Origin of the sequence: Microcystis sp. T1-4 (genome assembly GCF_000297435.1) — a bacterium.
In the GTDB taxonomy this organism is placed as follows: domain Bacteria; phylum Cyanobacteriota; class Cyanobacteriia; order Cyanobacteriales; family Microcystaceae; genus Microcystis.
The window spans coordinates 1-14,287 of sequence record NZ_CAIP01000193.1 but is presented as its reverse complement, the minus strand read 5'-3'; the positions used below and the strand labels follow the sequence as shown (position 1 = coordinate 14,287).

The window sequence follows — 14,287 nt, the reverse complement described above, 5'->3', positions numbered from 1 at the left end:
TGCTAAAGGAAAGAATCCCCAGGTCCACGTCTCCTGTACCCAAAGCCACAATTTTATCCACCCCAGAGGTGCCGGTATCGCTATAGATGTCGTAGCCTTGGAAACTCGACCAGCCTCCGGCTAGATTACCGGAGACATAATAAGTGTCTGAGTCTTCGCCTCCATCTAATTGGTCATTGTCTGCGCCGCCATAGAGGAAGTCATTACCAACCCCACCCGATAAAGTGTCAGACCCCCAATCTCCATCGATTAGGTCATCGCCGCCGCCACCATTGAGAATATCGTTTCCCCCGTAACCCATCAGGTGTTCGGCAAGATTCGTACCTGTAATCGTGTCGCTAGAGTTATCACCGTAAATAATGGTTTTCTGAAGATAGAAATAGTTGAGCCAACTGGCAACATCATTAAGGCGAGCATTGGCATCGCCGTCTTCGTTGACGAGACGATTTTCTTCGATGGTAAAGCCAATATGATAGAGTCCATCGGCTACGGTATTGACTAAATTTTTACCGAAGTATTGGGTTGTCGCTCCGTCATTTTGTACCAGGTGGTAGCCTGTTTCCTCATTTCCCTCATCGTCACCGTGGAGGAGGATAAATTCGTCATAGTGATTAGTGCGAACCCACTGATTGAGGGTGCGAATATCATCGCTGGTAATCCAGCCATCAGCAGCGATGCCTGTAGCTGTAACGCCATCGACTAATAGATGGTTAAGTCCGTCGGCGGCGGCGGCTCCGGCGTTAATATCCCCCGCATTTGTCCACTTGGCTAAGCCAGTATCAATTTTGATGGTATCGACAATTTTATCTAATCCGGTGCCAGTGGTGGACTGATCGACGTAAAAATATGTTACCCAATCTGCTACGTCCTTGACTGTGGCATTAGCTGCACCATCTTCATTGAGAAACCGCCCATTTTGGATCTCAAAACCAATATGATAGATTCCGTCGGCAACGGTATTAACTAGGTTTTTCGCAAAATATGTGGTCTTAGCACCGTCATTTTGAACTAAATGGAAGCCAGTTTCTGTTGTGCCGTCATCATCCCCATGCAGAACAACAAAAGTATTATAACGGGTGGCATCGGAGCGAATCCAATTGTTAATTTGTGCAATATCGCTTTCGGAAATTGAACCATCGGCGGCGAGATTGTAGGTGGTAATCGCTGTTTTTAATAAATCATTCAGTCCATTGGCAGCATCAGCACCGCCAGCAATTTCTTGCCAAGGTATATTTTGCGCTAAACCCTGATCAGCAATAATTAATTCCGTAATCTGATCAAGTCCGGTATTAGTTGTTGCCCGATCTGTATAAAATTGGGTTAGCCAATCCGCTACTTGGGTGACAGTGGCATTGGCGTTACCATCTTCATTGACAAAGCTGCCATTTTCAATTAGGAAACCAATGTGATAAATGCCATCAAAAACCGTATCAACTAAATTCTGATTGCGATACTGTTGAGTCGCTCCGTCATTTTGGACTAAATGAAACCCTGTTTCTGTTGTACCGTCATCATCGCCGTGGAGAGCAGTAAATTCTGCTAAACGGTTGGCACGAATCCAGGCATTAATCGCGGTTACGTCACTGACAGTAAAAATGCCGTTACTAGCGACTCCAGTGGCTTGTTTGGCTTCTAAGATTAACTGATTTAATCCATTAGCTGCCGTCATTCCACCCGTAATATTTGTACCGAGATTGGCACCAGCGAGTCCTGGATCTCTGCCAATTCTTTCAACCGTTTGATCTAGTCCCGTTCCGGTTGTTCCGATTAGGTAATTTTGCACCATTGAATAAGATTTGCTTGCCATAATTTTTAACCATAAAAAATAAGGTAGTTAGTGAAATAGCAACAATTGTTAGACAAGTAACGACAAAACCGCACTAAGGCAGGTTTATCCTAAATCCAGTTAGCAAAACCCAGTTATCATCAGGGACGACTGAAGTGGTCACTACGAACCAGAAGGGTTGTCAACTGCACTGGATCAAGGGGATTTGGTGTTACCCTGACAATTGCGGATCGATATCCTCACTCATACCCGAAGTCGATTCCAACGATTGGACAGTCTCAGATAGTCAATAAGTTCTAACCGATTGTCTTGCCTCTGCTCAGACTATCGAACGAGGCTTTCCGACCTTGATAGTCCTGAGTCGGCGTTTGATAATCTAACCTTTAATGAAATCTTAGATTATCGTAGCACTTTATACAGATATTTGATCCCCGCTGCTTTTTCTCTCTTAGCGTTGCTCAAATAAAAATACCTGATCTTGCGCGTAACTCAATTTGAAACCAGGCGATCGCTGCAAGCGTCCGCTCAGATGGCTGACAACCGACGGCGAACTCGCTCAACCGGGATGGCGCTGGTTGAGCAGGATATAATCAAATTTCGCCAACTGGAGGTTGGGACGGTGGGTCAGGTGGGAAGCAATTTGGGAAGTCGTCAGGACAATTTCCAGACTATCAAAGACAACTAATATAAAACAACTTTACATTTCTTTTATCACTTTTGGAAAATGCTATCCTTGTAGATGGGACAAAAGAGCTAAAAATCTGCACTGATTCCGAGTTGATAATTTAAGCGCATCTTATTATCGCAAATTTGGGTTAAAAAACCCGTGGTTTTAGAACGGTTTTCTTTGATTATTTTATCATGTTTAATGTCTAATCTTCACAGTGAAACCAATTTTTATCTAATAATTGCTCTAAACTGTAAGGACATTCTGAGGGAAAATCGCCAGAAAACCCAGTTTTTTGTTGAACATAATCGAAAGCATCCTGATAGATTATCGGTAATTCCTCAGCCAAATAATTCTGTAAATTCGTCGTTAAACATTTTCTTAATTGCGTGCGAAAACCGATAATTTCCGCTCGCCAATGATTCCCATTTATTTCGGCTTCTGTTGTCCAATATTGTAAAAGTAATAAATGCCTGATCACTTGTTCAAGTAAGCTACTGACTCGGTTTTTATCTCTTTTACTCAAGCTTTCTAATTCCTCAATTAAATGGATTACATCTAATTCATCTAAGCGATTTTCCTTGAGGAGTTTTATTGTTTCCTCTAACCAAAGATGTTGATCAATTTCGTAAAGTAGGGGTAGGGTTTCTCCTCCCTCTACTTGCCAGGGATTCTGATTTAAAGTTTTCATTGGGTTGTTGGCGGTTTTTAATAGGAAATAAGCACCCTCATATATATATTAGGCCACTTTCTCCTAATTTTGATAGTGACACAGGAAAAATCACCGCCCATCCTTACAGTGCGATGCCGAAGACACTGCGTAGCAGTACGCCGATTTTGTAGGGTGCGTTAACGTAGTGTAATGCACGTCTTTACTGACTCAAGCTATTAAAATATGGCGGATGAATTAAAGATTGGGTTTAATTTATAACTCTACCCAATTCTCTAAACTTAATCCTTCAACCCTCAATAAATCACCGTCATTAGAAACAACAATTAAACTTTTAACTATAGCAGTAGCAACAATTAAAATATCTTCTGTTTGTATGGGTAATCCTCTTAATCTAAGATCAGCATGAATTTCAGATGCTTTTTCTAAAATAGCTAAATCATCTGATAAAATAATTTGATAATCATGACAAAGTTGGTTAAATCTTTCTCTTTGTTTAGGTGCAGCAACTGCCAAAAATCCCCTCTTAATTTCAAAATAAGTAATGCAACTGATAAAGATACTTTTTCTTTGAGCTTTGACATCTTCAATTTTTTGATAAATTTCAAGATTACGCTTAATTAGTATCTAACAAATAACTCATAATTACCTATTTACGCTTAATTGCTTCATCGAAAATAGCCATTTGTTCAGGAGTAAAATTGCCGCCAATTTTTGACAGGATTTCTGTGGACATAATAAAGCTACAATGCTCTTTCAATTCTGCCTCTGATATAGTGTTAAATTCCTCAAAAGGTAAATTTTTCTCAAATAATTCAACCAAATGTTTCACTATTTCTGAATAATTAAGTTCCTCTTTAAAGAAAGGGCGGTCTTCCATTAAAATAGAAACAACTTACTCAATTCTCTTAATCATTGATTTTTGTCTGACATCAGTTGATAACATACTTAGGTCTCCAGTAAATTTTCAATAATATTTATCAACTGCCAATATATCAAGTTTCTCGTGGTTATGCAACATCGTGAGTTCGATCTCGAATAGATCCGGGTAACGGTGTCTTGAGTGGGATGTATCACCATTCTCATCGGATGGTGGTTTCTGCCATGTCCAACCTGTTTGGGGTGAAGATGTCTTTATGGTTAAAAGACGCCAAGGGACGCACCTTGTCAGACGAGGACATATCACACTATCCTTATGATAGTAGTAACCTGAGCCGAAACCATGAAAACAATTAGTTTTAAAACCCATGTAGGAGAAGATGGAACATTACAAATATCTTTACCGCCTGAACTTAAAAACACAGATTTAGAAGTTACCTTAGTTGATCAGCCAATATCTCTAAAAGAACAAGAAGAAAAAACTACATTTAGCCAATGGCAAGAAGGCTTATTTGAAGAAGTAATTGGCGGTTGGGAAGGTGAATTATTAGTAAGAGAAAAACAGCCAGATTATGAGGAAAGAGCGATCGAGAATGATTAAGGATAAAAATCAGCAAACCTATAGAGACCCTAGTATTGTCGGTTATTATGCCCAATTAACCGCACTACAGCCAGCAGAAAAGACAATTTTAACTCTGCTGCAAGAGCGTTTATCAACCATGAAAATGCTTGATTTAGGGGTAGGTGCGGGACGGACTACGAAGTATTTTGCCCCTCTTGTACGAGAATATATCGGTGTTGATTATTCTGCGGAAATGATCGCCGCTTGTCGTCAAAAATTCCCCCATTTAGTCTGGCAAGTGGCCGATGCTAGAAATCTAGAACAATTTGCCGATAATTATTTTGATTTTATTCTCTTTAGTTTTAATGGCATTGATTATATTTCCCCTGCTGACCGTTTTCTAGTTTTAGAGGAAATTAGCCGCATCGGTAAAACTGGCGGTTATTTTTGCTTTTCTAGTCATAATCTTCAGGGAATTATCCCAGAATTCGATTGGAAAAAAAAGATTAGTTTCAATCCTTTTAGTAGCTATGTAAATTTAGTCCTCTGGGTGATTTTGCGTGCCTGTAATCCCTCTCTTAGCTACGAACAGTTATTGACTGCTGACTATGCAATTATTCGGGATGAACCCCATAATTTTCGTCTGCAAAATTATTACGCCACCCCCAAAGAACAATTAAGACAGTTAAGGTCTTACTTTCAAGAGATTAAAATTTATTCTTGGAAAACCGGTCAGGAAATTAAGAGCGAACAAGAGTTAAATACTAATCTTGATCATTGGCTTTATTATCTCTGTGTTCTTCCCTAATATTATCCCGCTTTTTTGGGGGATATTGAAGTAATGCTTGGGCAAGATAATGACCGGTGTAGGATTGTTCACATTTAGCCACGGTTTCCGGTGTTCCCACCGCGATTAATTCTCCTCCCTTATCCCCTCCTTCCGGTCCCAAATCAATAATCCAATCGCTACAGCGAATCACGTCGAGATTGTGTTCGATGACGATAATCGAATTACCTTTATCGACCAATCTTTGTAACACATCTAAGAGATGATGCACATCATAAAAAGATAAACCCGTAGTCGGTTCATCGATCAAATATAGGGTTTTTCCCGTGGCCCGTCGGGATAATTCGGCCGCTAATTTCACCCTTTGCGCTTCCCCACCGGATAAAGTGGGGGCGCTTTGACCGAGTTTACAGTATCCTAAACCCACATCCACGAGAGTTTGTAATCTGGTGGTGGCCCGGGGGACATTTTCAAAGACTTTTAATGCTTCCTCGATCGTCATATCTAAGACATCGGCGATCGAATACCCTTTATACTTAACCTGTAGGGTTTCGCGATTGTAACGCGCTCCTTTACACACATCACACTGCACATAGACATCGGGGAGAAAATTCATCTCGATGACGTTTACCCCTTGGCCTAGGCAAGCTTCACAGCGTCCTCCCTTAACATTAAAAGAAAACTGCCCCGCTTTGTAACCCCTAGCTTTTGCTTCGATGGTTTCGGTGAAAATCTCGCGAATAATGTCAAAAACCCCCGTATAGGTGGCAGGATTTGACCGAGGAGTGCGTCCTATCGGTGATTGGTCGATGACAATTACTTTGTCAACCGCGTCCAATCCTTCCACTTTATCTAACTCTTTGGGGAAGGGAGTTAAACGGGTTAAATGATGTTGTAAAGCTGGATATAATAACTCATTAATTAGGGTGGATTTGCCTGAACCAGATACTCCCGTAATCGAGACTAATTTTCCTAAAGGAATCGTTACATCGATATTTCTTAGGTTATTTTGATGGCAATTTTTTAAAACTAAAGCATTACCATTTCCATGCCTTCTTTGGGGAGGAGTTTCAATAACTTTGCGTCCCGATAGGTAGGCCCCTGTTATCGATTTTTTGGACTTTAAAAGGGTTTTAAAACTGCCTTGACAGATGATTTCTCCGCCATGAATCCCCGCTTTCGGACCGATATCGACCACATAATCGGCTGCCCGAATCGTTTCTTCATCGTGTTCGACGACGATTAAAGTATTACCTAAATCTCGCAATCTTTGCAAGGTTTCTAACAGTTTACTATTATCTCTTTGGTGTAATCCGATGCTAGGTTCATCGAGAACGTATAAGACTCCCGTTAATCCTGAACCGATTTGAGTGGCTAATCGAATTCGTTGGGATTCTCCCCCAGATAAAGTCATCGCCGGTCGATCGAGGGTAAGATAATCTAATCCCACATCGATTAAAAATTGTAGTCTCGCTTTGATTTCTTTCAGGGCCAATTCTCCAATTAATGCCTGTCTTGGGGTTAGATGACAATCATTAATTCTCTGCAAACAATCCCGAATGGGAACTCTGGTAAAATCCGTGACCGTATATTGTCCTAAACGTACCGATAAAGCTTCCGGTTTTAATCTTTTTCCGTGACAAACTTCACAGGTTTGGTTAACAATATATTTCTCTAGTCTTTGTTTAATAACTTCCGAGGTGGTTTCTTGATAATTCCTATCTAAGATATTGATAACTCCCGCAAATTCTCGATAGTAACCGCGGCCAGTATCGTAACGGTAATCATCTTCAAAATAGATCGGTTCTTTACTCCCATAGAGAATGATATCTTGCTGGGTTTTTGTTAGTTTCTGCCAAGGGGTTTGAATTTCAAAACCTAAAGCTTGCCCTAAACCGTAGAGGAGAGAAAGATAGTAGGAGTTATCCTTATCTGACCAGGGGGCAATAGCGGAATAAACCGGTTGTTTTGGGTCTGGAATGACTAAATCTGCCGAAAATTTCCGTAAACTGCCCAATCCGTGACAGTTGGGACAAGCACCATAGGGAGAATTAAAAGAGAATAAACGGGGGGATAATTCCTCCATAACTGCCCCGTGTTCGGGACAGGCAAATTTCTCGGAAAAGACAATTTCTTTGGTAACTTCGGGATTATCTTCGTTATTCTCATCGAGAATTTCCACAATCGCTACACCATCGGAATGCTTTAAACAAGTGGTTAAAGAATCCACTAATCTTTCCTGTAAACCCTCTTTTTTGATCAGGCGATCGATAACAATTTCAATATCATGAAAATGTTTTTTATCTAACTCGATGCCCTCGGATAATTCTACTACCTTGCCGTCAATCCGCACCCGGGCAAAGCCTTGGGAGGCCAAACTAGAGATTAATTGCTTATGGGTGCCTTTTTTGCCGCGAATTACCGGGGCCAAGATTTGAAATCGGGTTTTCTCGGCTAATTCCATCACTCGATCGCACATTTGATCGATGGTTTGGGGGGCAATATTGCGATCGCAATGGGGACAATGGGGTTCACCAGCACGACCGAACAATAAACGCAAGTAATCGTAAATTTCCGTAACAGTTCCCACACTAGAGCGGGGATTGTGGGAAGTGGATTTTTGGTCAATGGAAATAGCCGGACTTAAACCCTCGATCGCATCCACATCGGGTTTATCTAATTGTCCTAAAAATTGCCGCGCGTAGGCGCTGAGGGACTCCACATAGCGGCGCTGTCCCTCGGCAAAAATGGTGTCGAAAGCGAGGGAAGATTTGCCCGATCCCGAAACTCCGGTAAAAACAATCAACTGATTGCGGGGTAATTCGAGATCAACATTTTTGAGATTGTGTTGTCGTGCGCCACGGATACGGATTGAGTCAGTTTGAGCCATCGGACGGTGCCAAGTAGTCCTTAACAATCATAGCCTTGATAAATGGGTTTCAGCTACTTAGAAAACGAGTCTTCTATCATATCAGAAGATTCTCGGGGATAAACCGATCTTTCAAGAAACTCGCGCATATCTCGATCGGCCGCAGGACAAAAGCTATGACTCGCTTCTTCTTCTAAATGGGCTAAAACTGGGCAATTAATCCGATAATCTGGTTCTTTTGACCGTTCTAGCCGCAATTCGTACACTTGTTTTTCCAGTTGTTCGATGCGGTCCACCAAAGCGCGAATAGCCACCGCTTCCGAGTCGGGTAAATCACCGTGTTCGAGGGGTTCCACCCGCGTCCCGGCCCGATAGATTAAACGACCGGGTACACCAACAACGGTACAATCGGCAGGAATATCGCGCAGCACCACAGAACCAGCGCCGACGCGAACGTTATTACCCAGATAAATATTACCTAAAACCTTAGCCCCAGCGCCGACGACCACATTTTCCCCTAGAGTCGGATGACGTTTACCGCTTTCTTTCCCCGTCCCTCCTAAGGTAACTCCCTGATAGATGAGGGCATAATCACCGACAATGGCGGTTTCTCCGATGACAACTCCCATGCCATGGTCGATAAAAACACCCTGACCAATTTGGGCGCCGGGGTGAATTTCGATACCAGTGAAAAAACGGGCAAGATGGGAAATTAAACGGGGAATAAAGGGAATCCCGATCTGATATAGCCAATGGGCGAAGCGATGGCACAGTAAAGCCTGTAATCCAGGATAACAAAACAGTACCTCTAACCAGTTACGGGCAGCGGGGTCACGTTCAAAAATGATCTTGAAATCGGCTAGGAGAGTAGATAACACGAGTCTTGATTCCATATTGATCGAGCTTATACTAAACCATGTTATCACTCCGGTAAATGAGCCGTTCAACTAAAAAGCGAGCGAGTAACCCGTTTTCCTAGTTCGCTTTTACTGTTCTCGGCCAAATTTTGAAGATATCCTTAATTTCTCTCCTGTTTAATCTTCCTTTAACTTGAGTCTGAAAAAATGCGATTGTTTAGCCTTTTTTTGCAGGTTTTCAGCTAAAAATATGATTCATGCTATCTATCGTCACCATGGGAAATTTTTATTAACCTTGCTGTCAATTGCTGGCAGTATCAACATTGTTACCGAATCGGCCTCAGCTTTAAATATCACGCGATTGAGCAGTCTTGGCAATAGTACAACTGCTGCTAATAACTTCGGGGCAGAAATTCCCGCTTATGACCCCGCTAGTCGCAAATTATTCCTGACCGGTCCGAATAATCGTCTAGATATTGCCGATATCAGCAATCCCGCTAGTCCAATTCCCTTACCATCGATCGATCTTAGCTCCTACGGTGCGGGGGTTAACAGCGTTGCCATCAAAAATGGTATCGTGGCCCTGGCCATGGAAGCTAATCCGATTACCAATAACGGCAGTGTAGTATTTTTCGATACTAATGGTGTCTTTCAGAGTCAGGTGACTGTGGGCGCTTTACCAGATATGTTAACCTTTACTCCTGACGGTAATCGGGTTTTGGTCGCTAACGAGGGGGAACCAGCTAATGGTGTCAATCCCGATGGTTCCGTTAGTATTATTGATCTTAGTGCTGGTGTTCTCAATCCCACCGTCAACACTGCTACCTTTACCAGTTTTAATGGTCAAGAGAACACTTTCAGAAGTCAGGGAGTCCGTATTTTTCCCGGTCAAACGGTTTCCCAAGATGTGGAACCGGAATACATCACCGTTTCCGACGATGGAACCACTGCATGGGTGTCTCTACAGGAAAATAATGCTATTGCAATAGTCAATATTGTTAACGCTCAAGTCACCAGTATTTTACCCCTAGGAGCCAAAAATTTTAACGCACCGGGTAATGGTTTGGATCCTAGCGATCGAGATGGGGTAGTATTTGGAGGAGCGGCTAATTCCCCAGCAGTGAGAATTAATAATTGGCCGGTTTTTGGCTTATATCAGCCGGATACGATCGCCACCTTTACCATCGCTGGACAAAACTATTTAATTACTGCCAATGAAGGGGATACTAGAGATGAGGCTGGACGAGTTTCTACTCTAACTTTAGACCCCAATGCTTTCCCTAATGCGGCCCAATTGCAATTAGCCCAAAATCTCGGACGTTTAGATGTTTCCACCATCGACGGACTCAATGGCCAAGGTCAATATAGCCAACTTTTTGCCTATGGTGGTCGTTCTTTTTCGATTTGGAATGTCACTAATGGACTGTCCCAAGTCTTCGATAGTGGCGATGATTTTGAACAAATTTTAGCGGCTTTTTCGGCAACTCCCCTAACTGCTAGTATTTTTAATTCCGATGGTACTCCTAGCAGCTTCGATAGTCGTAGCGATAACCGCGGGCCAGAACCGGAAGGTTTAGCAGTGGGAACTGTGGGTAATCGTCTCTATAGTTTTGTGGGAATAGAAAGGGCTGGCGGTTTCATGGTTTATGATATCACCAACCCTAGTAATCCTTTGTTCACTAATTATATCAACGATGGGCAATTGGGAGATCGCTCTCCCGAAGGATTATTATTTATCCCGGCTGCCGATAGTCCCAATGGTACTCCCTTGTTAATTGTTGCCCATGAAGTGAGTCGCAATGTGGCGATTTATTCCGTTGAACCCGTACCCGAACCTAGCGCAGTTTTAGGATTAGTAACCCTCGGACTAGCTGGCTATAGTTTGAAAAAAAGAGGGAATTGCTAATCACATCCCGTAAAATGGTAGCGCCTCCGACCAATGGGGGCGTTTTCCTGTTTGCCAGTCCAAATAGGCTAAATCGAGGATAGCGGGGGCATTTATGCCTAAATAATTGGGTGTAGCTAATCTTTGATAGGGAATAGTTAAGTTTTCTAAAGTGCGCTGCCATTGTTCCGGAGTCATCAGACTATCAGCTAAATAAACCCGATTACCCCGATAGATGCCCACATACAATTGTCCCCTAGTGGCGGGCATTTCTAGGGCTAGATGGGTATCGACGGGGTAAAAATGCCGTTGTGACCAAGCAAAGGCCGCTAAACTGGAGACGGTAAAAATCGGTAGCTGTAATTGTTGTGCTAGGGTTCTAGCGGTGACTATACCGATGCGGGTACTGGTAAAGCTGCCCGGCCCCTTAGCGGCGGCGAGAAAGGCTAAATCTGCCCATTTTTGCGGAGCCAGGAACTGTTTTAGATAGGGGTGGAATAGGTTCGATAAATCCCTGTCTAAGTCCCAAGTTTGTTGACGACTATCATCGCGGAAATTAGAGAGGGCCAGTCCTAGTTGGGGACTGCTGGTATGCAAGGCTAATCCATAGACAGGGGAAGACAAGTCAATCTTTCTGTATCAGTAAGTTTTTATGGGTCGCCTGGGATTCGAACCCAAGACCAATCGGTTAAAAGCCGAGTGCTCTACCGCTGAGCTAGCGACCCGTTTCGTGTTCTGCACACGATTTATCAATATAACATCTTATCGGGGCTAAGTCAAGGGGAAATTTAAATTTGATTGACTCGCATTTCTATGATCGCCTCGCGGCTACTCTGGGGGTCTAAGTAGGTCAAATGTTCGCCTGTGTTGAGGGCGTTGCGGGGAGCGCTCCAAGGTTCGAGACAGATATAATTTTTATCTTTCAGGGTCCAAAAAACTAGGGTTGTATAGAGATCGTCGTAACCGAGGACAATTTGACGCTGATGATAGGAATCACTAAAACTACTTTGATGGCGCGTAATTTGCGGAAAAGCAGCATCAATTTCTTCGAGATTAAAGTCAAAGTTGCCAGAGTAGGAATGGAGGGTCTTCGTGCGTTGGTCGAGGTATTGGGAGGAGGGAATATCAAAGGATAATCGGGTTTTATCGTTGACTTGAAAGTAGGGATGGAAGCCGATAGAAAAGGGCATTTTTTCGGGGGAAAGATTAATAACTTTTTGGTGAATTTTGAGGCTGTTTCCTTGCAGTTGATAGGTAAAGATTAATTGAAAATCAAAGGGATAGACTTGACGAGTGGCTTCATTACTGTTTAATTCTAGGGTTAAACTAGCGGCGGTTTCGCTGCTTTGTTTGCTCACTTGCCAGGGTAAATCACGAGCAAATCCGTGTTGTTTAAGGCTATAGTTTCGGCCTTGGTGTTGATAGGTATTATTGGGTAAGTTGCCACAGATAGGGAATAAAATCGGAACTCCTCCGCGCACACTGAGGTTAGGATCTTTGAATCTTTCTGTGTCCAGATATAAAATATCTTCTCCGCAAATTTGCCAACGGGTGATGATTCCTCCCCTAGCGGGAACCACTTCCAGATAAGCGTCAGCTTCTTCATCCTTGAGACAATAGGTAAGATATTGATTTTGGTTTTGAGTGATAGTAAAGGTCATATCAGTTATCAGTTATCAGTTATCAGTTATCAGTTATCAGTTATCAGTTATCAGTTATCAGTTAAGTAGTCGTGCAAAATTAATTGGCTCTCCCAGCTTTGGTGGGTAAAATGTATTCTAAGATACATTTCTCAAGAGCGAGGGGGTGGAACGAACCACAAAGACACAAAGGACACAAAGATCGATCGATCCTATGTCAATTAAACTTATCACACAGAACCTAGAAGAGCCAATTAATTTCCTAGTGAAGATAGGCAAGAGGCAAGAGACAAGAAGCAAGAGGTGGTTAGATATGTGTAATTAATTTTGCTTAGGTACTTATCGGTACAGCTGACTAAAAAGCTGATTGCTAACATAGAACGTAGGTTGGGTTGAAGCATGAAACCCAACACCCGCTCATGTTACGCTACCACTAACCTATCCTAACAAATAATTGTGCCTCCCTACTTAGCTTAACCAATGAGGTTTTAGATTCGGCCCTTGTGAATAAGCTGAGATAGCCTAGCTTGAGATGAAAATTTGAGTAAGAAAATAGGCAATGGCGGCGCTACCAATCGGTACAGTGAGATTATCTATACCTAGTTTCGAGAAAGTTTCTAGAATAGTAGCTCCGATCGCTGTTAATAAAGATACTAAAATAATTGGCGGATTCATGCCATTAATAAAAGATAAAATAATCAAGCTGACTAAAAAGCTGACTCCTAACATAGTCAGGGAACCTTCCAGACTTTTGCCACTGCCGAAAATTTTGTAGGGATGTTGACCAAAATTTTGTCCGACTAGGGCTGCTAATCCGTCTCCTAACGCCATAATTAAAATACCCATTGCTGCGTATTCGGGGTGAGAAATTGGCCAAAAATAAGCCACGAGAACACCGATACTAACAGCATAAAAAAAAGTTCCCCAACTGCGGCGACCGACACTATTAAGACTGGGTAAAATGGGGAAAAAATAGGATAGGATAGCGATAGTTGCCGCTAGGATGGCCGCACTTATTCCCACCCAAGCGGGGATATTTAACCACCAGGCCAAAAGGATGACGTTTCCCGTGCCAATGTGGACAACTTTGCGGGTAATTTCGCCATCGGTACTGAAAAGACTTTTTAATTTTTCAGCGATCAGAATCAGAACAGCTAGGTAACAGGCGACTAAACCGATCGAAAATAGGAGAGAGTGGGATAGTTCCACGTGGCAAAAGCGAAAATTGACTATCTATTTAGTTTAGGTGATCGAGGTGACATTGTTGACATCCTCGCCGCCGTAAAACGGACGGCGATTCCCAAACCTCACGATTTGGGTTTCTGCTTCTGTCCCGAAGGATTTTTCGCACCTGCCTTAACAGATTTACTCTGTTCTGGTCTTATGGTCGCTCTACAGACTGACACCGCAAGCCCTGCGGCCAAAATATTTTTACTGGCGTTAATATCTCGGTCATGGTGTGTCCCACAGTCTGGACAATCCCATTCTCGAACATTTAACGGCATTTTCTCAGCAATATACCCGCAATTACTACACCTTTTAGAGCTAGGAAACCATCTATCTATTTCGATGTAATTTCTCCCATACCAACGGCATTTATAGGCTAATTGTCGGGTGATTTCTCCCCAGCTTACATCAGATATTGCCTGAGATAATTTCGGGTTTTTGACCATATTCTTAACGGC

General features: G+C 42.6%; 14 protein-coding genes and 1 tRNA gene. 4 read left to right on the top strand and 11 right to left on the bottom strand.

Annotated features, from left to right (window positions below):
• Positions 1-1,807, bottom strand: a 1,807-nt coding sequence (locus MICAI_RS22530) for a calcium-binding protein (RefSeq protein WP_369751909.1), incomplete at its 3' end; no start/stop codon positions are given.
• Between the two features lie 457 nt (positions 1,808-2,264).
• Between MICAI_RS22530 and MICAI_RS12275 the strand changes: the two genes are divergently transcribed.
• Entirely contained in the window at positions 2,265-2,471 is a 207-nt protein-coding gene (locus tag MICAI_RS12275) for a hypothetical protein (RefSeq protein WP_232306187.1), read from the top strand.
• A 187-nt stretch (positions 2,472-2,658) separates the two neighbouring features.
• On the opposite strand, the gene MICAI_RS12270 is transcribed toward MICAI_RS12275, so the two are convergent.
• The 3 genes from MICAI_RS12270 to MICAI_RS12260 all read right to left on the bottom strand — a co-directional run bounded on the left by MICAI_RS12270 (position 2,659) and on the right by MICAI_RS12260 (position 4,009).
• Complete coding sequence (locus MICAI_RS12270) at positions 2,659-3,144, bottom strand: DUF29 domain-containing protein (RefSeq protein WP_008202268.1); 486 nt, start codon at positions 3,142-3,144, stop codon at positions 2,659-2,661.
• Between the two features lie 234 nt (positions 3,145-3,378).
• The gene (locus MICAI_RS12265; protein WP_149977672.1) at positions 3,379-3,750 is read right to left on the bottom strand and encodes a PIN domain-containing protein; all 372 of its coding nucleotides are present in this window, start codon (positions 3,748-3,750) and stop codon (positions 3,379-3,381) included.
• Positions 3,751-3,772: 22 nt separating this feature from the next.
• Entirely contained in the window at positions 3,773-4,009 is a 237-nt protein-coding gene (locus tag MICAI_RS12260; protein WP_306342951.1) for a hypothetical protein, read from the bottom strand.
• Positions 4,010-4,345: 336 nt separating this feature from the next.
• Between MICAI_RS12260 and MICAI_RS12255 the strand changes: the two genes are divergently transcribed.
• Positions 4,346-4,603, top strand: coding sequence for a hypothetical protein (locus MICAI_RS12255; protein WP_008202260.1), 258 nt, complete (start codon positions 4,346-4,348; stop codon positions 4,601-4,603).
• Complete coding sequence (locus MICAI_RS12250) at positions 4,596-5,372, top strand: class I SAM-dependent methyltransferase (RefSeq protein ID WP_008202258.1); 777 nt, start codon at positions 4,596-4,598, stop codon at positions 5,370-5,372. The genes MICAI_RS12255 and MICAI_RS12250 overlap by 8 nt, the downstream gene beginning before the upstream one ends.
• Here the strand turns inward: MICAI_RS12250 and uvrA are convergent.
• Together uvrA and cysE are read right to left on the bottom strand one after the other, a co-directional pair.
• Positions 5,329-8,241 carry an excinuclease ABC subunit UvrA gene (gene uvrA, locus MICAI_RS12245; RefSeq protein WP_008202256.1) on the bottom strand — a complete coding sequence of 971 codons (2,913 nt, stop codon included), beginning with the start codon at positions 8,239-8,241 and terminating at the stop codon, positions 5,329-5,331. The two genes, MICAI_RS12250 and uvrA, sit on opposite strands and share 44 nt — an antisense overlap.
• A 53-nt stretch (positions 8,242-8,294) precedes the next feature.
• On the bottom strand, positions 8,295-9,113 hold the full coding sequence (cysE, locus tag MICAI_RS12240) for a serine O-acetyltransferase (protein WP_008202254.1): 819 nt from the start codon (positions 9,111-9,113) through the stop codon (positions 8,295-8,297).
• A 214-nt stretch (positions 9,114-9,327) separates the two neighbouring features.
• Between cysE and MICAI_RS12235 the strand changes: the two genes are divergently transcribed.
• A complete protein-coding gene (locus MICAI_RS12235; RefSeq protein WP_008202253.1) occupies positions 9,328-10,983 on the top strand; it encodes a choice-of-anchor I family protein in 1,656 nt (551 codons plus the stop codon).
• Here MICAI_RS12235 and tsaB read toward each other — a convergent pair whose 3' ends face one another.
• From tsaB to MICAI_RS12210, 5 genes are all read right to left on the bottom strand, one after another.
• Positions 10,984-11,586 carry a tRNA (adenosine(37)-N6)-threonylcarbamoyltransferase complex dimerization subunit type 1 TsaB gene (tsaB, locus tag MICAI_RS12230; RefSeq protein WP_008202250.1) on the bottom strand — a complete coding sequence of 201 codons (603 nt, stop codon included), beginning with the start codon at positions 11,584-11,586 and terminating at the stop codon, positions 10,984-10,986. It abuts the gene before it with no gap.
• A 29-nt stretch (positions 11,587-11,615) separates the two neighbouring features.
• Positions 11,616-11,687, bottom strand: a tRNA-Lys gene (locus tag MICAI_RS12225).
• 63 nt (positions 11,688-11,750) lie between these two features.
• Positions 11,751-12,623, bottom strand: coding sequence for an aldose epimerase family protein (locus MICAI_RS12220; protein ID WP_008202248.1), 873 nt, complete (start codon positions 12,621-12,623; stop codon positions 11,751-11,753).
• A gap of 501 nt (positions 12,624-13,124) precedes the next feature.
• Positions 13,125-13,811: a diacylglycerol/polyprenol kinase family protein gene (locus MICAI_RS12215; protein WP_008202245.1), complete on the bottom strand. Its 687-nt coding sequence runs from the start codon at positions 13,809-13,811 to the stop codon at positions 13,125-13,127.
• A gap of 98 nt (positions 13,812-13,909) precedes the next feature.
• Positions 13,910-14,287: RNA-guided endonuclease TnpB family protein (locus MICAI_RS12210; protein ID WP_039900070.1), on the bottom strand; the 378-nt coding region annotated here is incomplete at its 5' end.

Excerpts from the sequence above, each read along its gene's own strand:
- MICAI_RS12235 (WP_008202253.1), top strand. The coding sequence starts at position 9,328 with ATGATTCATGCTATCTATCGTCACCATGGGAAATTTTTATTAACCTTG.
- MICAI_RS12255 (WP_008202260.1), top strand. The coding sequence starts at position 4,346 with ATGAAAACAATTAGTTTTAAAACCCATGTAGGAGAAGATGGAACATTA.
- cysE (WP_008202254.1), bottom strand. The coding sequence starts at position 9,113 with ATGGAATCAAGACTCGTGTTATCTACTCTCCTAGCCGATTTCAAGATC.
- MICAI_RS12250 (WP_008202258.1), top strand. The coding sequence starts at position 4,596 with ATGATTAAGGATAAAAATCAGCAAACCTATAGAGACCCTAGTATTGTC.
- MICAI_RS12270 (WP_008202268.1), bottom strand. The coding sequence starts at position 3,144 with ATGAAAACTTTAAATCAGAATCCCTGGCAAGTAGAGGGAGGAGAAACC.
- uvrA (WP_008202256.1), bottom strand. The coding sequence starts at position 8,241 with ATGGCTCAAACTGACTCAATCCGTATCCGTGGCGCACGACAACACAAT.
- MICAI_RS12220 (WP_008202248.1), bottom strand. The coding sequence starts at position 12,623 with ATGACCTTTACTATCACTCAAAACCAAAATCAATATCTTACCTATTGT.